Raw genomic sequence first — 24,293 nt, forward strand, 5'->3', positions numbered from 1 at the left:
ATATCTATTTATCTACAATCCAAGACGGAGGGCAGTTGATGGCCCAAGCCCAGAAACCCAACCTGCATTCCCTCGACCCGGTCTGGGAGCGTATCCGCCACGAGGCTGAGGCCGCGCTGGACGCCGAACCTCTGCTCGGGGGGATGTTTCATTCCTCTGTCCTGCACCATAAAACGCTGGAACAGGCGCTTGCCTTCCGTCTTAGCCAAAAGCTGAGCACGGCGGAGCTGTCCGAACAGATCCTGAGAGAGATCATGGACGCGGCCCATGCGGCAGACCCCACCTTGGGAGAAGCGGCGCGCGCAGATATTGTCGCCACGTTCGAGCGTGACCCGGCGTGCAACCGTTTTCTGAAACCCTTGTTGTATTTCAAAGGATTTCAGGCGGTGCAGGCGCATCGCATATCGCACTGGCTGTGCCGTGAGGGGCGGGCAGATTTCGCCAGCCTGATCCAGATGCGGGTGTCGGAATGCTTCGGGGTCGATATTCACCCCGGCGCACGGGTCGGCCGTGGCATTATGATTGACCACGCGCATTCCATCGTGATCGGGGAAACCGCCGTGGTGGGCGACAATGTGTCGATGCTGCATTCCGTCACGCTGGGCGGCACCGGCAAGGAAGACGGCGACCGTCATCCCAAGATCGGCAATGGTGTGCTGATCGGCGCCGGCGCCAAGGTGCTGGGCAACATTCATGTCGGCGATTGCGCCCGTATCGCCGCCGGGTCGGTCGTGCTGGAAGATGTTCCTGCGCGCAAAACCGTGGCGGGTGTGCCAGCGCGGATTGTCGGTGAGGCGGGATGCGCCCAACCGTCATTGACCATGGACCAGCTTTTTCGCGGTGAAATCTGACCGCTGCAGGACGTAAACCAAACAGGCGCGCGGGTCATTTCCGCGCGCCTGTTTGCGTCTGGCTAGTCTGCGCGGCGCGGAATGATCGTCAGAGACCCGCGCGTTGCGTCGGAATAGGGGCAGACATGGTGCCCGCCCGCGATCAGGTCATCGGCCACGTCATCGTCGACATCGGGCAGCGACACATCCAGTTCCACCGAAATGCCAAAGCCGTCATCGTCGCGCGGCCCCATGCCGACCGTTGCCGTGACAGAGGCATCATCGGGCACGCTGATTTTCTTGCCCCGCCCGTAGGCACGCATCGCGCCTAGAAAGCAAGCGGCATAGCCCGCCGCAAACAACTGCTCGGGGTTCACGCCGTCGCCGCCCGCGCCGCCCAACTCCTTCGGGGTCGACATTGTCAGGTCTAGCGCGCCGTCATGGGTTTTGGATTGCCCCTCGCGTCCGCCACCGGTTGCCGTGGCCTTGGTGCTATAGAGAACTTTTGATGCTGGCATGGTTGCCTCCAATTAGGGTTATCTTCCTCAAGAGGTATGAACCCTGTTCTGGTCTTCAACCGCGCGTGGTGAATTGCACAACAAAAGACCCCCGCCCGATCGGTTCGGGCGGGGGCGTCAAGTCATGGATCTGACCGGCAGGTTACGCCAGCATCGTGACCGGATTTTCCAGATAGGCGACCACTTCGCGCAGGAATTCCGCGCCAAGCGCACCGTCGATCACCCGGTGATCAACCGACAGGGTCATGGACATGACAGTCGCCACTTTCAACTCGCCATCCTTGCCCACGACCGGCTTTTTCACACCCGCGCCCACGGCGAGGATGGACCCGTGCGGCGGGTTGATGACGGCATCGAAATTCTCGATCCCGAACATGCCAAGGTTGGAAATCGCCATCGACCCGCCGACATATTCATGCGGCGCAAGCTTCTTGTTGCGCGCGCGCCCGGCAAGATCCTTCATTTCCGCCGACAGCGCTGACAGCGATTTCAGGTGCGAGTCCTTCAAGACTGGCGTGAACAGCCCGCCCTCAATGGCGACCGCGACGGCCACATCCGACGGCTTCAGCCGCAAGATACGGTCGCCCGCCCAGACTGCGTTACAATCGGGTACGGCTTGCAGCGCCATGGCGCTGGCCTTGATGATGAAGTCATTGACCGACAGCTTCACGCCGCGCGGCTCCAGTTGCTTGTTCAGATCGGCGCGGAACTTCATCAGCGCATCCAGCTGCACCTCGCGGCGCAGGTAGAAATGCGGGATGGTCTGCTTGGCTTCGGTCAGGCGGCTGGCAACTGTTTTGCGCATGCCGTCAAGCGCGACCTCTTCATAGTCGCGCCCCTCATACATGCGCGCGACCATGTCGGCGCTGGGACCGGTGGGCATCGCGGCAGCTTTGGCCGGTGCGGCGGCTGCCGGTGCCGCTGCCTGCGGGGCAGGGGCCGCACCTGGCTTGGCATCCATCACATCGGCCTTGACGATACGGCCATGCGGGCCAGAGCCTGTGATCTGGCCAAGGTCCAGACCTTTTTCGGCCGCGATCCGGCGCGCGAGCGGCGAGGCAAAGACGCGCCCGCCGTCCTTGACAGGGGCAGGCGGAGCGGCTGTGGCCTGAGGCCCCGGCTCGGGGGCCGGGGCGGGTGTCACTTCAGCAGCCGCCGCGCCCCGGGCCTGATCCGGGGCCTCTATGTCAGCGGCGCTTTCGCCGTCTTCGAGCAGTACGGCGATGGGGGTGTTCACTTTCACCCCTTCGCTGCCTTCGGCGACCATGATCTTGCCGATCACGCCTTCATCGACGGCCTCGAATTCCATCGTCGCCTTGTCGGTTTCGATCTCGGCCAGGATATCGCCCGACGACACGGTGTCGCCTTCCTTGACCAGCCATTTTGCAAGCGTCCCTTCCTCCATTGTCGGGGACAGCGCGGGCATGAGTATTTCTGTCGGCATCTGAACCCCTCCTAGCGGTATGTGACTTTATGCGCGGCTTCGACCACTTCGTCGGTCGTGACCAGTGCCAGCTTTTCAAGGTTCGCCGCGTAAGGCATGGGCACATCCTTGCCGCATAGGTTGATGACCGGCGCATCCAGGTGGTCGAAGGCCTGTTCCATCACCACAGAGCTGATGAAATTACCGACAGAGCCTTGCGGGTAGCCCTCTTCCACCGTGATCAGGCGGTTGGTCTTGCGGACAGAGGCAAGGATTGTATCGGTGTCCAAGGGCCGGATCGTGCGCAGGTTGATGACCTCTGCATTGATCCCGTCCTTGGCCAACCGTTCGGCCGCTTCCAGCGCGTAGGTCATGCCAATGCCGAAGCTGACGATGGTCACGTCCTCGCCCGCGCGCGCGATCTGCGCCTTGCCGAAGGGGATCGTGAAATCGTCCATCACCGGCACATCGAAGCTTTTGCCATAAAGGATTTCGTTTTCCAGAAAGATCACCGGGTTCGGGTCGCGGACGGCCTGTTTCAGCAGGCCCTTCGCATCGGATGCCGAATAGGGCATGACCACTTTCAGCCCCGGAATGGCGCTATACCACGCAGCATAACACTGGCTGTGCTGCGCGCCCACGCGCGCCGCCGCGCCGTTCGGACCACGGAACACGATGGGGCACCCCATTTGCCCGCCCGACATATACAGCGTCTTGGCGGCAGAGTTGATGATCTGGTCAATCGCCTGCATGGCGAAGTTGAAGGTCATGAATTCGACAATCGGGCGCAATCCGCCAAAGGCTGCACCCACACCGATCCCGGCAAAGCCGTGTTCGGTGATGGGCGTGTCGATCACGCGTTTCGCGCCGAATTCGTCCAGCAGCCCTTGGGTGATCTTGTAGGCCCCCTGATATTCGGCGACTTCCTCGCCCATCACAAACACTTCGGGTGCGCGGCGCATTTCTTCGGCCATGGCGTCGCGCAACGCCTCGCGCACAGTCTGTTTGCGGGTTTCGGTGCCTTCGGGCCAGTCGGGGCTGGTATCGGTCTTTGGAGCCTCTGGCGCTGGAGCGGCTGTCGCAGGAGTTGCGGGTGCTGCCGCAGGGGCCGCGCCCCGGTCTTGAACCGGGGCCTCCACGTTGTCCACGCTTTCGCCCTCCTCGACCAGCACTGCGATGGGGGTGTTCACTTTCACCCCTTCGGTGCCTTCGGCGACCATGATCTTGCCGATCGTGCCTTCGTCGACCGCCTCGAATTCCATCGTGGCTTTGTCGGTCTCGATCTCTGCCAGAATATCTCCGGCGGAAACGGTATCACCCTCTTTCACCAGCCACTTGGCCAGCGTGCCTTCTTCCATGGTCGGAGAGAGGGCGGGCATCAGAATTTCGGTTGCCATTGTGTGCTATCCCCCCAAAATCACGCGTTTTGCGGCACTTCGGCCGCATAAATATCTGTCCAAAGCTCTTCCGGCGCTGGTTCCGGGCTTTCCTTGGCGAAATCCGCAGCCTCGCTCACGATGCCCTTGATCTCCTTGTCCACGGCTTTCAGATCTTCCTCGGATGCGTGCTTGCCTTGCAGTAGCAATTCGCGGACATGCTCGATCGCATCACGCTCTTCGCGCATTTTCTGAACCTCGTCGCGGGTGCGGTATTTGGCCGGGTCCGACATGGAATGGCCGCGATAGCGGTAGGTCATGATTTCCAGAATATACGGCCCCTTGCGCGCGCGGCAGTGGGCAACAGCCTTCTCGCCCGCGGCTTTCACCGCCAGCACATCCATACCGTCGACTTCCTCGCCCACGATGCCATACGCCGCACCACGTTCCCAAAGGCTGGGTGACTTGGTGGCGCGCTGCACGCTCGTGCCCATGGCGTATTTGTTGTTCTCGATGACAAAGATCACCGGAAGCGACCATAGCATCGCCATGTTGTAGGTTTCATAAACCTGGCCCTGATTGGCCGCGCCATCGCCGAAATAGGTAAAGGTGACGTTATCATTGTCCTTGTACATGTCGGAAAAGGCCAGTCCGGCCCCAAGCGGCACATTGGCGCCGACAATGCCGTGACCGCCGTAGAAGTGCTTTTCCTTGCTGAACATGTGCATCGAGCCGCCCTTGCCGCGCGAATAGCCGCCGTCGCGACCGGTCAGCTCTGCCATCACGCCCTTCGGGTCCATCCCGCAGGCCAGCATATGGCCGTGGTCGCGATACGTGGTGATGCGCTTGTCATCGGGTTTTGCCGTGGCTTCCAGCCCCACGACGACCGCTTCCTGACCGATATACAGGTGACAGAACCCGCCAATCAGGCCCATCCCGTAAAGCTGACCGGCCTTTTCCTCGAACCGGCGGATCAGCAGCATGTTGCGATAATAGCTCAGCAATTCATCTGCCGAGACGTTGGATTTCGGTGTCGCTTTGCGTGTCGCCATGCTTGGCCACCCCTCCCTTGATGACAATAGTTCAACGTTAAACAATCCTTTAGCGCAAATTTTTTTCGGTTGCGAGGGTTTTATGGCAAACCCGCCATGCACTGAATGCAAGGCACATTCGGTGTCGCGGCCATCAGAATTAGTGGCGCCCATCAGAATTAGTGAATGTGTTAAATGGCCCTTGCGGGCCGGAACGAATCATGATGTTGTGCAATTATAAGTTGTTTCCGCTTAAAGCCCTATTCCCACATCTCGGCGCAACAAAAGCAGGAGGCTTCATGGCGCAGGAGTACTGGAACGCGGCCCTCAAGGCTGAAAAGCTGCCATACGGATTTTTCGTGATGCGACCAGAAGCGGCGATGACGCATGCTGGCCTGCCGCGTTTCATCCGAGAGTTGAACATCTGGAAAATGGCTGCGGCGCTGCAAATCGACATGGTTGGCGCGATCAAATCGGGTGTGCTAACGCGTGATAACCCGCTGGATCTGTTACATTCCATGACGCGGCGTTGCGCAGCCTGCGACAAGACGGAAGAGTGCGGGCGCGAGTTGCGCGCGCTCAATTCCCCGGCGAAAGGCCCGCCGGAGTTTTGCCGCGTCAAGAACCGGCTGTCGGAATTGGCAATTCAACAGCGGCCGGGTCACAGTCAGGCTTCGTGACCAACACATCGGTTGGGGGCGCGCGCATCAGGTCGCGCGCGTAATTGCCAAGCCGTGTCGGGTCGCGCCCCGATTGGCTGCCGATTGTCAGCAAGTCAGGTTGCAATTCCGCCATGCGGTAGCGCAATACCTCGTGCACGCCTCCGGGAACGATTTCCGGGGTTTGCAAGGTCGGGGGCAGGCCGCGGCATTCCAGAAACGTGCTGCGCTGCGCGGTTGCCTTGTTCAGCGCAGTCTGACGGTTGGCCGCTGTGTCGGTTGCCGTGATGGGCAATGCATGAATGGCGTGGAACGCGGCATCGGGTGCGAGCGTTGCGGCTTCGCCCAACCCCCCAGAGCAAACCGGATCGAAGCTGAGCGCACCCAGTACGCGCTGGTAGGGTTGCGCCGGATGGGTCTGGGCGATGAGCACGGGGCAGGATACACCAAGCGTGATCCGCTCCATCGTGGTCATGCGCAGACTGTCCAGCACGCGGCGTTCGCGGTGCAACCCCAGAACGACCAGCCCCGCGCCAAGTTGCGTGGCAAGCGTTGAGATCTGCTCTGACGGCGCACCGTCCAAAAGGAACAGGTCTTCGGGGCGTCCGCCATGCTGTTCCAGTGTCGTGCGCAGGTCATCCTCGGATACGCGGGCCAGACTAAGCCGGAACCGCGCGCGCAGCGGTTTGCGCACATGCACCAGAACCAACCGCGCGTTCCAGATGCGTGCCACAAGTGCTGCCCGCCCCAGCACCGCGCGCGAGCGTTTGGTGCCGTCTGTGGCAGCAAGGATTGTGCTGCGCGCGTTCATAACTGCGATTTGTCTGGTAGAAGCTTGCAGGCCGCCATGTCCTCTGACACGTCTTGGGCGAAATGCGCGCGCTGGTTCAGATGCGGGAACCGCGTTGACAGGTCTTGCGCAAAATCGTCAGGCAGGCGTGCGACTGTTGCGCGCGACACAAGCAAACTCTCGACCGGCACACCTTCGGCATAAATGATCTGGTGGTCCTGAAACACCAGCGCATGATAGGTCACGAACCCGCCCTCGCGCTGCTGCACACGGGTTCCGTCGACCAGATGACGGGCCTGCACAAGCGCCTCTGAGCGGCCATTCGCGGTCAGGCCGCCGCGCTGGTAGAGAAATATCCGTTGCAATGGCCCGACCACCAGCGCGCCCAGATTGCCCATCAACCCCGCTGGCAGGCGCACCGGCGCAAAGACACCCACGGCGCGCACGGTCGTCTTTCCGACCCACAGCAACGGTTGCGCGCCATTGTCGCGTGTCAGCACGGATTGCCCGGCCTCTAGCTGTTCAATCGGGACCAACTGCCCGTCGCCCGCCATAATGCGGGTGCCGCTGCAAAAACACCCGTAAACCAGTTGCGACAGGCGCAGGCGTGTTTGCCCCGGATCTACGCCGATCAGCGCATAATGTGCGCCGCGCCGCAGCGGCGAGAGCGGTAGCAGATAGGTGTCGTCCGCCACATCCAGCAGCAGCGCATCCAGCAATTCGTTGTCCTGCGCCATCAGGCGCAATTCTGCCAAGACGGTGACAGGCCCATTTGGCACACCGTCGGGAATGCTCACGCTTTCTTCGGTCACATCGAAAGACACGGTCAACGCGCGCGCACCCGGCTCAAGCGTGTAGATATCGCCCGTGCATAACAGTTCTGGCGGGCCAAGCGGGTCGCCCTCGTTTATGCCCCAGAACGCGCGCAGCGCCGCTGCCTCGAAAATCTCGCAATCATACTGTGTCAACATGCGAAACCCACCTCGCGCCACCGGACGAAACACGCCCGGATGCACCAAGACTAACGCAACTGACGCAACTGGCCAATGGGATAAGATCGCGCAGTGTTTGGGTGGTCAGCGTTGACGGGTCCAGACGGATTCGCGGCAGATGCCGAAGACGCATCCCGACACCCCAAGCGTATTGCCGCGCAACTCCATCTTGGCCGAATAGGTCTTGTCGCGGTCGGGCGCGTAGACCTTGCCGTCATCATAGCCGCCATCGCCGTCCGCAACCATGTCCCAGACAATCGCGCGCCCGATATTGTCGGATGGGACGGTTTGCCCGTCGGGGCCAAATGCCGCGACCAGCCCGCCGCAGATCCGCCCGTTGGAACAGGTCTGCATCTGAACATGGCCGTAATTGCCGTTGTCGTCGGGTTGGGTTTTCCACAGCCCGTGGCTGGGGTCGGCCAGCGCGGGGCCCGCGGTCAGGGCCAAGGCGGCCAGTGTCAATGTCGTGCGGCGCATGATGTCTCTCCTCCCATCAAAAGCTGGGCAAAGGAAAGCGCGGTGCAGGGCTTTCGGGCAAGCCCGACCTTGGGTCAGGCGACGCAACGTCATATGCAAAACGGGGCCCGCTGGGGGCCCCGTTTCCGTGTCAGTTTGGCTGTGGGTCAGCGCGGTTCGGACATCAGCCCGCGGATCAGCGCGTAGCAGGCCAGCAGCAACACCAACGCGAAGGGCAACCCGGTCGAAACCGATGCCGCTTGCAGTGCTGCCAAGCCGCCACCCAGAAGCAGCGACGCCGCGACCAAGCCTTCGAAGATGACCCAGAACACACGCTGGCTGACCGGCGCGTTGATCTTGCCGCCGGCCGTGATCGTGTCGATCACCAGCGAACCCGAGTCAGACGATGTGACGAAGAACACGATCACGAGAACAATCGCGATCACCATGGTGATGCTCGCCAACGGCAGTTCCGACAACATCCCGAACAGCGACAGTTCCGGCACGTAGGAGTCGATCACGTAGCTGAACACGGCTGCTTCGGATGCATTGTCGATCAGCTGCTGGATCGCGGTGCCGCCGAAAGTGGTCATCCAGATGGCCGAGGCCAGTGTCGGGATGATCAGCACACAGGTGATGAATTCACGCACCGAGCGGCCACGGCTGACGCGGGCGATGAACATGCCCACGAACGGGGACCAGCTGATCCACCATGCCCAGTAGAAGGCTGTCCAACCTTGGCGGAACCCGTCATCTTCGCGGCCCACCGGGTTTGACAGTGACACCACTTCGCTGAAATAGGCACCAATATTGCCAAGCACGTTGCCCAGCAGGACCAGTGTCGGCCCGACCAGCAGCACGAAGACCATCAGCAACAGGGCAAGGCCCATATTGATTTCTGACAGGATCTTGACGCCGCCGTCCAGTCCGCGCAGCACCGAGATAAGCGCCATACCCGTGATGATCGCGATCAGCACCAGCGAGGTGGTGATGCTTGCGCCCAAATCCGGCATGCCCAGAACGAAGCCCAGACCGGCAGATGCCTGTTGCGCCCCAAGGCCCAGCGAGGTTGACAGACCGAAGATGGTCGCAAAAACCGCAAGGATGTCGATGATGTGGCCCGGCCAGCCCCAGATCCGCTCTCCAAAAATCGGGTAGAAGATCGAGCGCACGGTCAGCGGAAGGCCCTTGTTATAGGCAAAGAGAGCCAGCGACAGCGCCACGATGGCGTAGATCGCCCACGGATGCAGACCCCAGTGGAAGATGGTCGATGCCATCGCCAGACGCCGTGCGGATTCGACCGTTTCGGGATCGGCCAATGCGCCTTCGACAATGCCAAGGTCGCCGCCCAGCGGGTTATCGCCCCAGGGGGTGCCGAAATAGTAAACCGGCTCCAGCACGCCAAAGAACATCAGGCCAATGCCCATGCCCGCGGCGAACAGCATCGCGAACCAGCCCAGGTAGCTGTAATCCGGCGTCGCATCGAGCCCGCCAATCCGCACCTTGCCCAAGGGCGAGACGAGGATGCCAAGGCAGACGATGACAAAGACGTTCGCGGCCGACAGGAAGAACCAGTCGAAGGTCGAGGTCAGAAATCCGCGCATAGCGCTAAAGGCCGGTCCGACCGAGTCCTGGAACATCAGCGTCAGGATGACGAAAGCCACAACCACCAGCCCGGAAATGGCAAAGACGGGGTTGTGGATATCCAGCCCGAACGGGCCGATCTTTGGGGTAATGTTGTCTTGACCGATCTCGTAATCGGTCTCGATCACCTCGGACGCCCCTTCGGGTTCCGGGATCGCTTCAATGTCGTCTTCTTGTGACATTCATGTTCTCCATTTTTGGCCGCCTGCGGGACGGCTTGAAAGCGGGTTCGGCGGTCGCCTAGCGGACCAGAAACACCGACACATCGGCATGTGCTGCAATCGTGTCGCCATGGCCGGCCCAGATGTAGTCCATCGCGCTCGGGGCGTGAGTCTGCATAACCACAAGATCGCCGCCCAGCTCGTTGATGGCCGACATCAGCGTTTTGTCGGTGTCCACACTAGGGTCATGGCTGACGCAGGCTTTGGACGCGGTGGTCACGCCATGCTTGCTGGCCTGTTCAGACGCGAATGCCGCAAGTTTGTCGGCATAGTCCGCCGGGCTGCGCGCGCCGGGGGCGGGCGCTTCGCCCGTGACGCCGACATAGCAGATCTCGGCACCGTAATGCTTGGCAAGATCCGCCGCAGTGGCCAGCGCCTTGGTGAGTTGGTCGATGTGTGACAGATCGACCGGAAAGATGACTTTCCGATACATGGTCCCTCCATGTGTTGTTTTTATTGGCTTGTGCGGTCACGCTAACACGGGCCATGGGGGGACATGCAACCCCAGCGACACGAATTTGTCCGTGAGCGACACGAACACCCGCGCGCGAGGGGCTTGGCTATGGGATTTGCCACGACACGGCCTATGCAACCACGCCGCAAGAGTTGTGCATTTAATCAGCGTTTCAGCCGTCGGGCGAGGCCCTTGGCCTTGCGCCTGATCCAGGCAGTGAGCCCCCATTGCCAGTAATGTTGCGGCTTGGGTGCGTCGCGTCGCAATGCCCGCTCCGATGGATCGGAAAGCTCGTGCAGGCGTGACTTCGATGGAAACCGAAATGATGTGCGCCCCGCGCCAGCACGGTTGACATGCCAGCCGCGCTTCAATTCGGCCTCGGCAAAGCGTCGCTGCGTATATTTGCGATAGGCATGGTCTTGGTCGGTGAACATATAGTGACGCATCGCAAGGGTCTCTTCGGCCAGACGATATTCGGTGCCATGAATCTTGTGCCCGCCGCTTTTAACCTTGTTGGGACGCAGTGCCGCGCGCCACGCGTTAATTTTCTGCGGAATGCCTTGCGAGAAATAATAGTAATGGCGCATCGGCTGCGGGCCGTCATGGTCGGGAAGATAGCTGTCATCCACAGGCAGAAACACGAACTCGTCGAAATTGATGGCATCAGCGCCGGTCGCAGCGATGCGGGTGATCGCCTCGTCAAGACGCTCGCCGGGGCGGTAGGAATGGACAATCTCATCGGCATCGAGATGCATCAGCCAGTCGGCATCGAGCGCATCGTAGAGGCGTTGTTTGGCGTCCAACTGGGCAACGAGATCGAAATGGCCATTGTAGGGCAGGGTCTCGAGGTGGACAAGATTCTGCTTGAACCGCGGCTCTTTCAGAATTTCGGTGCTGCCGTCATCGGACTCATTATCAAGAATGGCATAGCGTATGCCGTTGTCGATCAGATGCTGCAACGCGTTGGCAAGGTATGTCTTCTCGTTACGTATGGCGAGGACTGCGACGATATCCATTTGCCTTTGAAACTCCTGACAGGGGCGGTAAACTTTTTCCGAGGAAATTGCCGGTTCGCGGTTTGCTTGACGCTAGCTCCGACGTTGTATTGGAGCAGGTGCTCATCAACCTATACGCTGCTGACATGCCGCGACAAACAATCTTCTCCGACCTCGGCGATTTCTCATGTCAGGCATGTGACAAGCTCTGATGAAACGCGATGTCTGCGGCAAGCGTTTCACGCATGCGCTGTAAAGTCGCCGGGCTCGGCGTGGTTGGACTTGGCGGGGTGATGCCACGCAGCACGCCGCCTCGTAACCGCCGGTACAACGACGAAGATTTAAATCCGCTGGGCACCAATCGGGCGGCAGCTTTAATCGGACCAGGCATGACCTTGCGTTTTGTTCCGGAAGTAGCGTTGCGGACGGTCCCATTGTCTGCCTGCGAGTTGTGGGCGACATGCCGTAGCCCCAGAAACCGATTACAGCGTGCCAGCACCGCTGCCGGGTCGTCGTGGAAATCCTCGGCTTTCAAAAGCAGAATATTCTCGGCACCGAAAAGGGTCTGCCATTCCGGCACGATCCGCGAATAGCCCGACAGCGCGCAGTATCCGCCGACATTGCGGTAGAAAGAAATCCTGTCGTCCCAGACCAGTGCAGGGTTATCGCCGCGATCTGAAAGCGCCTTTTCGAGCGGATCCGTCTCGACCCCTCGCCGAAAATCGTAGCGATATTGCGAAAGCGCCCGCTCTACGGGGTCGCGCAAAAGCAAGATGATCTTGGGCTTTTCAAGGCTCTCTTTGATGCGCTTCATGGATTGAGCGTCTGCAAAATACCCTTGCGAGCTTTCGCCAAATATCAGGCTGTCCGAGTCCGAGTGCGAAAACAGGCTGTTGTGCTGCGTTGACCCACCCTTGAACCTATCACCAAAAAAGAACCAAGGCTCTTTCGGGCGGCTCATGCAGATTTCCGGATGCTGTTCCAAGGCTACGTGCAAAGAGCTTGTGCCGCTTTTGGGGGCGCCAGGAAGGAGCAGATTGCATTTGTAATCCACGGAGCGAGCCTCGGTTAACCTAGCGTCGGATCGTAATGCGCGATTACCCACAAGGCGTCAACCCTTCTGCCCGGCGCCCTTTCGGCGGGGAAAAAAGGTTGTGGAGTGCATGCATGCGCTCAGTGCGAATGGCACTGACCCGTAATGTCGAGACCAAGTGCGCATGTCTCGTCTTTCCCCCGCAGCGCGCTGATGCTATCGCTGCACAGGTGAACAATCGGGAGGGTCGAGATGGATTTGGGAATCGCAGGCAAGCGCGCGCTGGTATGCGCAAGCTCCAAGGGGTTGGGGCGCGGCTGCGCCGAGGCGCTGGCCGCCGAGGGCGTGCATCTGGTCATGAACGCGCGCGGGGCCGACAGCTTGGAAGACACCGCCGCCGCCATTCGTGCCCGACACGGGGTCGAGGTCGTGACGGTTGCCGCCGATATCACCACCGAAGAGGGCCGCGCCAAGGTGCTGGATGCCGCGGGCGAGGTCGATATTCTGGTCAACAACGCGGGTGGTCCACCGCCGGGCATGTGGACCGACTGGGAGCGCGATGATTTCATCAAGGCGCTGGACGCCAACATGCTCACGCCGATCGCGCTGATGAAGACGCTTGTACCCGGCATGATCGCGCGCGGTTGGGGGCGTGTGGTTAACATCACCTCTGTTTCTGTGAAATCGCCGGTGGCGGTTCTGGGCCTGTCGAATTCCGCGCGCGCGGGGCTGACCGGCTATGTTGCAGGCACCTCGCGGCAGGTCGCGGGGCAGGGGGTTATCATCAACAACCTGTTGCCGGGCATCCACGATACCGACCGCGCCACCGCGCTGGATGGCGGCGCGGCCAAGGCCGCGGGCATAACTCCCCAACAGGCACGCACCAACCGTGAAGGCACCATTCCCGCCGGACGCTATGGCACGGCGGAAGAATTCGGCGCGACCTGTGCGTTCATGTGCTCGCAGCATGCGGGCTTCATGGTGGGACAAAATATCCTGCTGGATGGCGGTGCGGTGAATGCAACCCTCTGAGCTAAAAGGCTCCGGACTGCTTGTGCTGACGGCGGCGGCCTTCGGGGCCGCGCCGTTCCTGATTGCCTTGGCGGTGCAGTATTTTCCGCCTCTGACACTCGGGGCCTTGCGCGCGGCCTTCGGTCTGCCCCTGCTGTTGATCGTGGCGGGCCTGATCGGGAAGCCGGGCTGGAATGGCGCTGAAGCGGTCATGACGGCCATGGTGGGCGGTATTCTGGTGATCGCGGTTCCCTTCGTCACGTTGGCGGTGGGGCTGCAATACATCCCCTCGGGCATGGGCGGATTGCTCTATGCTACCATGCCGATTTTTACGCTGGCGCTGGCCGCGATCTTCCTGCGCGACGAGCCGGTGACGCTGGAGCAGACCTTGCGCATCGTGCTGGGGCTGGGAGGCGTCGCGCTGATCGCGGGGCCGTCCTTCCTTGGCAACTCGCTTGGTCAGGCGGGTGTCGGAACGCTGTTCACACTGCTGGCACCGCTCAGCTATGCGGCAGGCAATGTGTGGTTCCGGCGGCGGCAGCCTGTGTCGCCACTGCTGCTGAACGCGGCCATGTTCGCGGTGGGTGCGGTTGCAACATGGCCGGTGGCGCTGTTGGTGGATGGGCGTGTCAGCGTCGCACCCTCGGCCACGGTGATCGGCATTCTGGCCGCGTTGGTCATTCTGGCCACGGTTGCGCCTGCGATCCTGAACTACATGCTTGTGCGGCAGGTGGGCGCAAATCGCGCGTCGCTCGTCATGTTCGTGATGCCGGGCTTTTCCGTGCTGCTGGGCATGGTGTTTCTGGACGAACGCTTGCCGCTGCTGGCCTTTGGCGGTTTGGCCTTGGTCATCCTTGCCGCGCGTGGACCGATGCCGCGTCTGAAATCGCGTGCGGTGGCAGCGGAATAGGGGGCGCGCGAACGCCCCCTTCGTGTCAGGCCTTGCCCTTGTAGATCTCGACCAGCTTGCCCAGCATTTCCAGCGCATCCTCGCGCGAGCGCTGGAAGCTGTTGCGCCCGATGATCGACCCGTTGCCGCCGCCGTCGCGGATGGCGCGCGCGTCGTCGAACACCGCATCCGCGCCTTTCGCCGCGCCGCCCGAGAAGACGATCAAACGGCGACCATTGAAGGATGACTGCACGCAATGCTTGACGCGCGCGGCTTGGGTCGCGATGTCGATTTGCTGCTCTTCATAGACCTTCTTGGCCTCTGGCAGCATCAGGTGGTCGGTGCCCAGCTTGATCTTGATAACATGCGCGCCCAGAAGCGCCGCGATATGCGCGGCATAGGCTGCGACATCAATCGCGGTTTCGCCGTCCTTGGTCACTGCCTCGCCGCGCGGGTAGGACCAGATGACAGACGCCACGCCCTTGGCGGCGGCTTCGCGACGCATCTCGACGATTTCCTCGAACATGTCGATCGCGCAATCGCTGCCGGGATAGATGGTAAACCCGATGGCCGAACAGCCCAGACGCAGGGCATCATCGACCGAGGCCGTGATTGCCTGATTCTTGCCCGCCGTGCCGGACATTAGCGAATTGGCGCTGTTGACCTTCAGGATGGTCGGGATCTGGCCTGCAAACGTGTCGGCGCCAGCTTCCAACGGGCCAAGAGGGGCGGCATAGGCGCTTAGCCCCGCGTCAATCGCCAGTTGGTAATGGTAATGCGGGTCATAGCCTGCTGCATTCGGGGCGAAGCTGCGCGCGGGACCATGCTCGAACCCTTGGTCGACGGGCAGGATGATCATCTTGCCGGTGCCGCCCAGCTTACCGTTCATCAGCATGCGGCACAGATTGGCCTTCACGCCGGGTGTTTCGCCTTCGTAATTGGCTAGTATCTTCTGAACGATGCGGGTTGCACGCATGGTGGCTGCTCCTGTCCGGTTTGTTTCTGGAACGGGGTTAATCCGCCGTTTGTGGCAAAACAATGAACTTTACGCGCAACACCGGAACGTTAGCGCAATCAAGCGGGTTTGGCGCGCCTCAAAGCCGTGCCGACTCCGCCATGCGTGCAAAAAGCCCGCACAATGGCGGGCTTTGGGGCCTGATGAAAAAGAGGCTCAGAACGGGATTTCATCATCCATGTCGGACGGTCCCGCGGGTGCGCCACCGCCATATCCGCCGCCGCCGCCGCCACGGCTGTCGCCATAATCGGGCCCGCGGTCATAGTTGCCGCCGCCGGTGCTGCCGCCGCCGGACCCGCCGCCCTCACGCCCGCCAAGCAGGGTCAACTCGCCCTTGTAGGGCCGCAGCACCACTTCGGTCGTATAGCGGTCGGCGCCGGACTGGTCCTGCCACTTGCGGGTTTCAAGTTGGCCTTCGATATATACGTTCGAGCCCTTGCGCAGGTATTGCTCTGCAATGCGCACCAGTGGTTCGGCAAAAATCGCGACCCTGTGCCATTCGGTTTTTTCCCGCTGTTCGCCCGATTGCTTGTCGCGCCAGCGCTCTGACGTGGCGATGTTCAGGTTGCACACCTTGCCGCCATTCTGGAAGCTGCGCACCTCTGGATCGCGCCCCAGATTGCCAACGATGATCACTTTGTTGACCGAGCCTGCCATGTGTTTTCGTCCTTCGCATTGATACGTTGCGCGCTGCGCTATCTTTGCGCCACATGGTAAAGATAGGGTGAACAGGCGCAAGCGGTTTTCTTGGCGCGCAAGACACGCTATACTTGGCAAAGTTTTGGGGATGGGACATGCGTTTAGCTCTTTTTGCTGCCTGCTTGCTGTGCATGGCGACGCCGAATGCGTTTGCGCAGGGGTTGAGCCTGTCATCCAGCGGGAACGTATCCAGCAACCCGTTGGACCGGATCAAGCGCGCGAACCGTGTGATCGACGGGCGGTTGTCAGAGCAATATTCCGCCTCTGTCCGGCTGTTGCCGAACCACGAGGAGGAGGACGCGCGCAGCCCGCTTATACCGCGCTATGATGGGCCGCGCGCGGGGGAATATGTGCAGCTTGCGCGTGTCGCCGCGCGCAACAACAACGTGCCCGAAGACCTGTTCCTGCGCCTTGTGCATCAGGAAAGCCGATGGAATGCAGGCGCGCTGTCGCATAAGGGGGCGATCGGGCTTGCCCAGCTTATGCCCGGCACGGCCGAATTGCTGCGCGTGGACCCGAACGATCCGGGCCAGAACCTTGACGGCGGGGCGCGCTACCTGCGGATGATGTATGAGCGTTTTGGCAACTGGCGGCTGGCGCTTGCGGCCTATAACGCCGGTCCCGGCGCGGTCGAGCAGCATGGCGGTGTTCCACCTTTTGCCGAGACGCGCGATTACGTCGCGATCATTCTGGGCGCGGGATAAACAGCGCAGCCCCCGGCTTGCCTTTCCGCGCCCCGTTGGTGCAAGGTCTGGCAAAACTGCCGGAGAGGACATGACCCAACTCGATACCGATTTCGTCCGTGCGCAATTTCCGGCTTTTGCAGAGCCCGAATTGCAGGACCAGCTGTTCTTTGAAAACGCGGGCGGGTCTTATACCTGCCAGCCCGTGATCGACCGGCTGACGCGGTTCTATCATAGCCGCAAGGTGCAGCCCTATGGCGCGTATCGCGCGTCGGAGCTGGCGGGCGCAGAGATGGACGAGGCCCGCACACGGCTGGCAGCCCTCATGGGGGTGGAGGCTGAGCAACTTAGTTTCGGGCCATCGACCACCGCGAACACCTATGTTCTGGCGCAGGCTTTTGGCGAAAAGCTGGGGCAGGGGGATGCGATCATCGTGACCAATCAGGACCACGAGGCCAATACCGGCCCGTGGCGCCGGCTGGAAGCGCGCGGGGTCGAGCTGCGCGAATGGCAGATCGACCCGGACACCGGCCATCTGGACCCCGCGGCACTCTGGGCGCTGGTCGATGACCGTGTGAAGCTGGTTGCTTTCCCGCATTGCTCCAACGTGGTGGGAGAGGTGAACCCGGTTGCGGAGATCTGTGCCGAGTTGCGCGCGGCGGGCATCTGGTCGGCTGTCGATGGGGTGTCCTACGCGCCGCATGGCTTTCCCGATCTTGGGGCGCTTGGGGCGGATATCTATCTGTTCTCGGCCTACAAGACCTATGGACCGCATCAGGGATTGATGGTGCTGTCGCCCGCACTGGCAGACTGGCTGCCCAATCAGGCGCATTACTTCAACGCCGATGTGCCCTATAAACGGTTTACTCCTGCCGGTCCCGACCATGCGCAGATTGCGGCCTGCGCAGGCATGGCCGACTATTTCGATGCGCTTTATGCGCATCACTTCACGGATGGCGCCGCGCCTGCCGCGCGCATGGCCGCTGTGCATGACCTGATGCGCGCGCAGGAAACGCGGCTGTTGCAACCATTGCTGGACTATCTGCGCGGGCGCAATGACGTGCGGCTTTTGGGGCCGACGCGGGCCGAAAACCGCGCGCCGACGGTCGCGCTGGCCCATCCCCGTGCGGGGGCCGCATTGGCGCGCGATCTGGCTGCGCGCGGCATCATGGCGGGGGGCGGCAGTTTTTACGCCAACCGTGCGTTGCAGGCACATGGGATTGATCCCGCACATGGCGTGTTGCGGTTGTCTTTCGTGCATTACACAGCGTCAGCGGACCTTGACCGGCTGCTTACGGCCCTAGATGACGTGTTGTGAAATTGCGACGAGCGGATATGTGACCGAGCTGACCCCGATCATCCTTTGGCTGCGCCGTGATTTGCGGTTGAGCGATCATCCTGCCCTGCATGACGCTGCTGCGCGTGGCCAGCCGGTTATTCCGTTGTTCATTCATGATGACGAGGTGGCGGGTTTGGGCGCCGCGCCGAAATGGCGGCTGGGCCTTGCACTGGCGAAGTTCGCGCAAGCGTTGGAGGGCGCGGGCTCTCGGCTGATCCTGCGGCGCGGCGATGCGCTGGATGTGCTGCGCGCACTGGTCGCGGAAACCGGCGCGCGCGACGTGATCTGGACACGCGGTTACGCTCCGGACCAGATTGCCCGTGACACAAAGGTGAAAGCGGCGCTGAAAGCCGATGGTGTGCAGGTTCAGAGCCATCCCGGCCATCTGCTGTTTGAGCCGTGGGAGGTCGCCACCAAGGATGGCGGGTTCTACAAGGTTTATACCCCTATGTGGCGCGCCGTGCGGGACCGTGATGTGGCCGAACCCCTGCCAGCACCAAGCCGGATAGCTGCGCCAGATGCGTGGCCCGCGAGCGACCGTCTGGATGATTGGCAAATGGGCCGCGCCATGGACCGTGGGGCCGCCGTTGTGGCAGGCCATATCCATGTCGGCGAGGACGCTGCGCACGGGCGTTTGGACGCGTTTTTGGCGCATCGGGTCGCGCGCTACAAATCCGAACGCGACCGGCTTGATATGGACGCCTGTTCCGGTCTGTCCGAAAACGTGACCTATGGCGAGATCAGCCCCCGCACCATCTGGCACGCGGGTTGGCGCGCTTTGCACGACGGCCATGCGCAGGCAGAGGATTTTCTGAAAGAACTCGTCTGGCGCGAATTTGCGTATCATCTGGTCTATCACACACCTCGGTTGACCACGGAAAACTGGCGGCCCGAATGGGACGGTTTCCCATGGCAGGGCGAGGGAGAGCCTGTGCAGGCGTGGCGGCATGGGCGCACCGGCATCGACGTGGTCGATGCGGCCATGCGCGAGCTGTATGTCACAGGCCGTATGCACAACCGCGCGCGGATGCTGGTCGCCAGCTTCCTGACCAAGCACCTGCTGGTCGATTGGCGGCTGGGGCGCGACTGGTTCGCCGAGTGCCTTGTGGATTGGGATCCGGCGGCAAATGCCATGGGCTGGCAATGGGTGGCCGGCTCCGGCCCCGATGCAGCCCCCTATTTCCGCATCTTCAATCCCGACACTCAGGCGCAGAAATTTGACCCTGACGCCGCCTATCGCAAGGCGTGGCTGGCAGAGTTCAGCCGCACGCCCCCCGCAACGGCGCTGGCTTTTTATGACGCCTGCCCGCGCAGTTGGAAACTTTCGCCCGGTGACAAACGTCCCATACCCATAATAGAGCTGAAAGACGGTCGCGAACGCGCGCTGGCCGCGTATCACGATCACAAAGAAAAGCAAAAACAGGAAGATATGGCGCATGGCTGACATCGCATTTCCATCGCGCAGGGTGGGAGAGATCCTGACATCCCTCGACGGGCAGACCGACCTGCCGCGCTACTTTGCCGCCGCATATGCGATCGGGCAGAAGCTGAACAAGGGGCGGCTGGATGTACACCTGCCCGACGGGCGGGTGTTCCGGCTGCAAGGCAAGCACCCCGGCTATGTGGCCGAAATTCATGTGCATGACCCTGACCTGTTCGGGCGGATGATCCGCGAGGGCGATCTGGGCTTTTCCGATGCCTATCTGGAAGGGGGCTGGACCACGCCAGACCTGCAAGCGCTGATGGACCTGCTGGCCGATGACAACCCCGCGCTGTATGACGAGGTCTTGCCGATGAAGGCGATCCGCTTTGTCGAGCGCTTCCGCCACTGGCTGCGCCGCAACCACAAGACGCAGGCGCGCAAGAATATCGCGCATCATTACGACCTTGGGAACGAGTTTTACAGCCTGTGGCTGGATGACAGCATGACCTATTCCTCGGCGCTGTTCACCACCGGGCAGGAAAGCCTAGAGGCTGCGCAGGAAGCCAAATACGCCGCCATGGTAGACCGCATGAACGTCAAACCCGGCGATCATGTGCTGGAAATCGGCTGCGGCTGGGGCGGCTTTGCCGAATACGCCGCCGCCAAGCGCGGGCTGCGCGTGACCGGGCTGACAATCTCTCAGGCGCAGCATGATTACGCCGTGGACCGCATGGCGCGGCTGGGCCTGTCAGGGCAAGTCGAGATCCGCATGCAGGATTACCGCGACACGCGCGGTGAATTCGACGGTATTGCGTCCATAGAGATGTTCGAGGCGGTGGGCCAGCGCTACTGGCCGACCTATTTCAATGCCGTGCGCGACCGTCTGCGCCCCGGCGCACAGGCGGTGATCCAGATCATCATGGTGGGCGACGCGCGGTTCGACCTGTACCGGCGCAATGTCGATTTCATTCAGAAGCATATCTTCCCCGGTGGGATGTTGGGCGCGCCGACCCCTGTGCGGCGCGTGGCCGAAAACGCGGGTCTGCGCTTCGTCGATACGCATGATTTCGGGCAAAGCTACTCTGAAACGCTGCGCCGCTGGCATGACAGCTTCGCCGAGCGTTGGGACGAGATTTCCGGCATGGGCTATGATGACCGGTTCAAGCGGATGTGGGATTACTACCTGACATCCTGCGCGGCGGCCTTTCGCGGCGGGTCTTGCGATGTGACCCAACTGGTGTTGCAACGCGCCTAGGCTGGGGTAAACTGGCGGCATCTGTCTAAAGGGTGCCCCGATGCAAGATGTGGATGACGACCGCGATACCGCCCCGCTGGACCGCCTGACAGAGCCTTTGGGCCTGCGGCTGGTCTATATGATCATCATCGGCGTGATGCTGAGCTTCGCACAATCGGTGCTGATTCTGCTGGCGGTGATCCAGTTTGTGATCGTGCTGATCGACAACCGGCAGCCGAATGCGCGGCTGGCCGATCTGGGCTGCATGGTCGGCGCATGGGTCGCCAAGGCCGCGCGCTACATGGTCGGCGCGACCGACACGAAGCCATGGCCCTTCCGCGAGATGGATTGAGCCTCGGCGCGGGGCTGCGGCCCTCTTTCGCCCGCGCGCGGCTGTGCTGGACGGGGTGAGCGCGCCGGTCATGTGGGGGTTTGGAGTGAAGCTGGCGGTGGGGTGAGGGGGTGGTTTGAGCCCAGACCGGACCTACGGTCGATTTCACATAAACGGCTGGCCGCGGGGCTGAACACAAGATTTGAAGGCATCGACTGGTCGAGCGCGGGCGTAACCACAGTGCTTTTCGCGACGTTTCGTTTGTGTATGATCATGCCTGAGTGGTGATCTTCGAGGTTGTTGGGCATATGCGTCACATTGTTATAATCCTGCTGCCTCTGCTCACAGCCCTACAGCCAAACTCTGGTCATTCGCAGGGGCTGCTTTCTCCGGGGGCTGAGGACGAAGTGTCGCGCTGCATTCAAAGACACGGCCCCGTCTATCAGGCGGGTGTAAACGTGACGATGGATCAAGCTGTTTTACAAGTGGCGGTCAACTTCGTTTGTACAGCCTTGCACGATAGCGAGCATCAGCCTTCGCGCATGCTTGCGGAGTGCGTCCTACCCAGACTGTTTCTTGGGATGAGGTTTACAGACTACGCCAACATCCATACTGCTTGCTGGGAAGGTCTCGATAATGAGCGTCTTTCAAGCTACTTCTATGTGGGGATGTGCATGATGAAGGCGATGGAGGATGAGCGGATATTCGACCAAAAAAGCGCTTTCGCAGAAAACGCCCGCTGCGAAGAAATCGCTTCGCCGGCTGAAAGCGACCCCAACTACCAATGGCGTCCTGACCTTGGGAGATAATGAAAGCGGCATATGAACGTCTTTCATACCAACCTGCGCGCATTCGATCTCCAATTGTCCTAAGCTTCGTCTTCAGCGACCGTCCGCTCCGTCCGCAAAGCCGCCAGTCCTTATCAGTACGCTAAGCTCTCTCCTCCGCCTCCTGCAACCACCCCCACACCCGCATAGGCGTCAGCGGCATGTCCACATGGCGCACCCCGCGTGGCCACATGGCGTCCAGAGCGGCGTTCGACAGCGCCGCCAATGCGCCGACGGTGCCCGCCTCGCCACAGCCCTTCATGCCCAGCGGGTTGGTCTTGGACGGCACCGGCACGCTTTCAAACCCGATCATCGGCAGGTCCGACGCGCGCGGCATGGCGTAATCCATGAAGCTGCCCGACAGGATCTGGCCGTCCGCGTCTAGCGCCAGATCTTCCATCACCGCCTGTCCCAGACCCTGCGCAATGCCGCCATGCACCTGACCCTCTGCCAGCACCGGGTGCATCAGGTTGCCGAAATCATCCACCGCCAGATAGCGGTCCAGCCGCAGTGCGCCGGTCTCGGGGTCGATCTCGACCTCGCACAGATGCGCGCCGTTCGGGTAGCAGCGCCCCTCCAGCGTGATGCGGGCATCGTGGCGCAGAAGCGTCTCTTCGCCCGCATGGCGCGCCAGTTCCGCCGCCTCGACCAAGGTGAAGCGCCGGTTGCTTCCGGGGGTGGCGAATATGCCGCCCTCGAACGTGAACGGCCCCGCGCCTGTGTGCCGTGTCAGGAACTCCGCAAAATCCGCGACCATCGTCTTGGTCATCTCGAATGTCGCCGCAGATTGCACGGTCACAGAGCGCGAGCCGCCCGTGCCGCCGCCCTGCGCGATCAGGTCGCTATCGCCCTGGATGATGTCGATCATATCCTCATCCACGTCGGTCAGTTCGGCCAGATAGCGTGCAAACACCGTTTCATGCCCTTGCCCGTTCGATTGCGTGCCGACAAACAGGTGCACCCGACCGTCCGGCGTAAACTCCAAAGCGGCACTCTCCGAGGAATCACCCAGGATCGCCTCGACATAATAGCTGACCCCCATGCCGCGCAGCAGCCCCTTGGCGGCACTGTCGGCGCGGCGCGCGGCAAAGCCCGCCGCATCGCCCAACGCCTCTGCCCGGTGCAGCAGGCGCGCGAAGTCGCCCACGTCGATGGTTTCGCCCATGGGCGTGGTGTAGGGGAACGCATCGGGCGCGATCATGTTGCGCGCGCGCAGATCGAACGGCGTGATGCCCAGTTCACGCGCGGCCATGTCCATCGTGCGTTCCAGAAGTGTGATCGCCTCTGGCCGCCCCGCGCCGCGATAGGCATCGACCGGCGTAGTGTTGGTATAAACCGCCTGCACATGCAGGTCCGCCACGGGGATGTCATATACCCCCGTCAGCACCTTGGAAAACAGCGCGGTCTGGATGTTCTGACCGAACTGAGAGTTATACGCCCCAAGGTTGGTGGTCGAGCGCACGCGGTAGCCGATGATCTTGTGATCCGCGTCCAAGGCCAGTTCCGCCGTGCTGGTCAGATCTCGCGCGCCATTGTCGGACGCGATGGATTCGCCCCGCTCGGCCACCCACAGGATGGGCGCTTCGATTTGGCGGGCTGCCGCCGCCAAGGCGTAATGCTCGGGGTAGACCATGACCTTCATGCCGAACCCGCCGCCCACATCGGGCGTGGTGACGCGCACGTTTTCGGGGTCGAGCGACAGGGCCTTCGCCAGTTCCGTTTTCAGCCGCCACACGCCTTGGCCGTTGAACGCCATGTGCAGCTTGCCGTTGTCCCAGTCTGCCATCGCGGCGCGCGGCTCAAGGCTCGCTGCCGTCACGCGGTTTTGCCGCACGTCCAGCGTGGTGATGTGCGCCGCGCGGGCGAAGGCATCCGCCACCGCGTCCGCATCCCCCAAGCGCCAGTCGAGGGCGAGGTTGCCGGGGGCCTCTGGGTGGATCGTGTCGCCGCCGGGGGCGAGCGCGAGCGCCACGGGCAGGTCGTCATAATCCAGCGTGATCGCGTCCAGCGCGTCCATTGCCGCCTCGCGCGTCTCGGCGACTACCAGCGCCACGGGTTCGCCCACATGACGCATTGTATCATGGGCCAGAATGGGGCGGTGCGGGGCCGCACCCTTGCCGCCGCGCGTGTCGGGCAGGGTAATGGCGTAGACGGATTCTGTGACGCCCATTGCGATCAGGTCCGCGCCCGTCAGAATGGCGCGAATACCGAGCAGGGCGCGGGCATCGTCCACATCCAGCGCCGTGATCCGCGCATGGGCCACGGGCGCGCGCAGAAAGACGCCGTGCAACGCGCCTTTGGGGGCGATATCGGCCATGTAACGGCCTTGCCCGGTCAGAAACCGCATATCCTCGCGCCGCGTGCCGCCCTGAGATTTCCCGAATGCCTGCATGGTGATGCTCCTTGTTTAGGAAAGAGGA

24 protein-coding genes are annotated in these 24,293 nt (G+C 61.8%); 10 read left to right on the forward strand and 14 right to left on the reverse strand.

All coding sequences use genetic code 11. The annotated features are described in order from the left end of the window. The first annotated feature begins 38 nt into the window (after positions 1–38). A complete protein-coding gene (cysE, locus tag ROE7235_RS11270; RefSeq protein ID WP_121095654.1) occupies positions 39–851 on the forward strand; it encodes a serine O-acetyltransferase in 813 nt (270 codons plus the stop codon). A gap of 62 nt (positions 852–913) precedes the next feature. Here the strand turns inward: cysE and ROE7235_RS11275 are convergent, their stop codons facing one another. The 4 genes from ROE7235_RS11275 to pdhA all read right to left on the reverse strand — a co-directional run bounded on the left by ROE7235_RS11275 (position 914) and on the right by pdhA (position 5,199). Further along, the gene (locus tag ROE7235_RS11275; protein WP_121095655.1) at positions 914–1,348 is read right to left on the reverse strand and encodes an organic hydroperoxide resistance protein; all 435 of its coding nucleotides are present in this window, start codon (positions 1,346–1,348) and stop codon (positions 914–916) included. A gap of 142 nt (positions 1,349–1,490) precedes the next feature. Beyond that, complete coding sequence (locus ROE7235_RS11280; RefSeq protein WP_121095656.1) at positions 1,491–2,792, reverse strand: pyruvate dehydrogenase complex dihydrolipoamide acetyltransferase; 1,302 nt, start codon at positions 2,790–2,792, stop codon at positions 1,491–1,493. Positions 2,793–2,803: 11 nt separating this feature from the next. Next, complete coding sequence (locus ROE7235_RS11285; protein ID WP_121095657.1) at positions 2,804–4,168, reverse strand: pyruvate dehydrogenase complex E1 component subunit beta; 1,365 nt, start codon at positions 4,166–4,168, stop codon at positions 2,804–2,806. Between the two features lie 20 nt (positions 4,169–4,188). Further along, on the reverse strand, positions 4,189–5,199 hold the full coding sequence (gene pdhA, locus ROE7235_RS11290; protein WP_121095658.1) for a pyruvate dehydrogenase (acetyl-transferring) E1 component subunit alpha: 1,011 nt from the start codon (positions 5,197–5,199) through the stop codon (positions 4,189–4,191). Between the two features lie 200 nt (positions 5,200–5,399). Here pdhA and ROE7235_RS11295 point away from each other — a divergent pair, with 200 nt between their 5' ends. Then, positions 5,400–5,858, forward strand: a complete 459-nt coding sequence (locus ROE7235_RS11295) for a DUF6455 family protein (RefSeq protein WP_183073485.1) — start codon at positions 5,400–5,402, stop codon at positions 5,856–5,858. Here the strand turns inward: ROE7235_RS11295 and ROE7235_RS11300 are convergent. The 7 genes from ROE7235_RS11300 to ROE7235_RS11330 all read right to left on the reverse strand — a co-directional run bounded on the left by ROE7235_RS11300 (position 5,797) and on the right by ROE7235_RS11330 (position 12,494). Further along, positions 5,797–6,648 carry a universal stress protein gene (locus tag ROE7235_RS11300; RefSeq protein WP_121095660.1) on the reverse strand — a complete coding sequence of 284 codons (852 nt, stop codon included), beginning with the start codon at positions 6,646–6,648 and terminating at the stop codon, positions 5,797–5,799. The two genes, ROE7235_RS11295 and ROE7235_RS11300, sit on opposite strands and share 62 nt — an antisense overlap. Continuing rightward, positions 6,645–7,598: a Hint domain-containing protein gene (locus ROE7235_RS11305; RefSeq protein ID WP_121095661.1), complete on the reverse strand. Its 954-nt coding sequence runs from the start codon at positions 7,596–7,598 to the stop codon at positions 6,645–6,647. Before ROE7235_RS11305 ends, ROE7235_RS11300 begins: the two co-directional genes overlap by 4 nt. Positions 7,599–7,703: 105 nt before the next feature. Continuing rightward, positions 7,704–8,096, reverse strand: a complete 393-nt coding sequence (locus ROE7235_RS11310) for a DUF2147 domain-containing protein (protein ID WP_121095662.1) — start codon at positions 8,094–8,096, stop codon at positions 7,704–7,706. A 146-nt stretch (positions 8,097–8,242) separates the two neighbouring features. After that, the gene (locus tag ROE7235_RS11315) at positions 8,243–9,901 is read right to left on the reverse strand and encodes a BCCT family transporter (RefSeq protein ID WP_121095663.1); all 1,659 of its coding nucleotides are present in this window, start codon (positions 9,899–9,901) and stop codon (positions 8,243–8,245) included. Between the two features lie 58 nt (positions 9,902–9,959). Continuing rightward, positions 9,960–10,373: a universal stress protein gene (locus tag ROE7235_RS11320; RefSeq protein WP_121095664.1), complete on the reverse strand. Its 414-nt coding sequence runs from the start codon at positions 10,371–10,373 to the stop codon at positions 9,960–9,962. 185 nt (positions 10,374–10,558) lie between these two features. Beyond that, entirely contained in the window at positions 10,559–11,410 is an 852-nt protein-coding gene (locus ROE7235_RS11325; protein ID WP_121095665.1) for a glycosyltransferase family 2 protein, read from the reverse strand. A gap of 169 nt (positions 11,411–11,579) precedes the next feature. Next, on the reverse strand, positions 11,580–12,494 hold the full coding sequence (locus ROE7235_RS11330; protein WP_121095666.1) for a sulfotransferase family protein: 915 nt from the start codon (positions 12,492–12,494) through the stop codon (positions 11,580–11,582). Positions 12,495–12,674: 180 nt separating this feature from the next. Here ROE7235_RS11330 and ROE7235_RS11335 point away from each other — a divergent pair, with 180 nt between their 5' ends. Both ROE7235_RS11335 and ROE7235_RS11340 read left to right on the forward strand, forming a co-directional pair. Continuing rightward, positions 12,675–13,454, forward strand: coding sequence for an SDR family oxidoreductase (locus ROE7235_RS11335; RefSeq protein ID WP_121095667.1), 780 nt, complete (start codon positions 12,675–12,677; stop codon positions 13,452–13,454). Next, positions 13,441–14,343, forward strand: coding sequence for a DMT family transporter (locus tag ROE7235_RS11340; RefSeq protein ID WP_121095668.1), 903 nt, complete (start codon positions 13,441–13,443; stop codon positions 14,341–14,343). The genes ROE7235_RS11335 and ROE7235_RS11340 overlap by 14 nt, the downstream gene beginning before the upstream one ends. 25 nt (positions 14,344–14,368) lie before the next feature. Here ROE7235_RS11340 and ROE7235_RS11345 read toward each other — a convergent pair whose 3' ends face one another. Both ROE7235_RS11345 and ssb read right to left on the reverse strand, forming a co-directional pair. Next, complete coding sequence (locus ROE7235_RS11345; RefSeq protein ID WP_121095669.1) at positions 14,369–15,298, reverse strand: class I fructose-bisphosphate aldolase; 930 nt, start codon at positions 15,296–15,298, stop codon at positions 14,369–14,371. 195 nt (positions 15,299–15,493) lie between these two features. After that, positions 15,494–15,994 (reverse strand): single-stranded DNA-binding protein, encoded by a 501-nt coding sequence (ssb, locus tag ROE7235_RS11350; protein ID WP_121095670.1) that lies wholly within the window; start codon positions 15,992–15,994, stop codon positions 15,494–15,496. A 137-nt stretch (positions 15,995–16,131) separates the two neighbouring features. Here ssb and ROE7235_RS11355 point away from each other — a divergent pair, with 137 nt between their 5' ends. The 6 genes from ROE7235_RS11355 to ROE7235_RS11380 all read left to right on the forward strand — a co-directional run bounded on the left by ROE7235_RS11355 (position 16,132) and on the right by ROE7235_RS11380 (position 21,855). After that, positions 16,132–16,740 carry a lytic transglycosylase domain-containing protein gene (locus tag ROE7235_RS11355; RefSeq protein WP_245963940.1) on the forward strand — a complete coding sequence of 203 codons (609 nt, stop codon included), beginning with the start codon at positions 16,132–16,134 and terminating at the stop codon, positions 16,738–16,740. 70 nt (positions 16,741–16,810) lie between these two features. Then, entirely contained in the window at positions 16,811–18,037 is a 1,227-nt protein-coding gene (locus tag ROE7235_RS11360; RefSeq protein ID WP_121095672.1) for an aminotransferase class V-fold PLP-dependent enzyme, read from the forward strand. Positions 18,038–18,056: 19 nt separating this feature from the next. After that, the gene (locus ROE7235_RS11365; protein WP_245963941.1) at positions 18,057–19,502 is read left to right on the forward strand and encodes a cryptochrome/photolyase family protein; all 1,446 of its coding nucleotides are present in this window, start codon (positions 18,057–18,059) and stop codon (positions 19,500–19,502) included. Further along, a complete protein-coding gene (locus ROE7235_RS11370; protein ID WP_121095674.1) occupies positions 19,495–20,736 on the forward strand; it encodes an SAM-dependent methyltransferase in 1,242 nt (413 codons plus the stop codon). Before ROE7235_RS11365 ends, ROE7235_RS11370 begins: the two co-directional genes overlap by 8 nt. Positions 20,737–20,776: 40 nt before the next feature. Further along, positions 20,777–21,067 (forward strand): DUF4389 domain-containing protein, encoded by a 291-nt coding sequence (locus ROE7235_RS11375; RefSeq protein ID WP_121095675.1) that lies wholly within the window; start codon positions 20,777–20,779, stop codon positions 21,065–21,067. Between the two features lie 260 nt (positions 21,068–21,327). Continuing rightward, positions 21,328–21,855 (forward strand): hypothetical protein, encoded by a 528-nt coding sequence (locus ROE7235_RS11380; RefSeq protein WP_121095676.1) that lies wholly within the window; start codon positions 21,328–21,330, stop codon positions 21,853–21,855. Between the two features lie 121 nt (positions 21,856–21,976). Here ROE7235_RS11380 and ROE7235_RS11385 read toward each other — a convergent pair whose 3' ends face one another. Beyond that, on the reverse strand, positions 21,977–24,265 hold the full coding sequence (locus tag ROE7235_RS11385) for a xanthine dehydrogenase family protein molybdopterin-binding subunit (RefSeq protein WP_121095677.1): 2,289 nt from the start codon (positions 24,263–24,265) through the stop codon (positions 21,977–21,979). Positions 24,266–24,293 lie beyond the last annotated feature (28 nt).

It is taken from the genome of Roseinatronobacter ekhonensis, assembly GCF_900499075.1.
Taxonomy (GTDB): Bacteria; Pseudomonadota; Alphaproteobacteria; order Rhodobacterales; family Rhodobacteraceae; genus Roseinatronobacter; species Roseinatronobacter ekhonensis.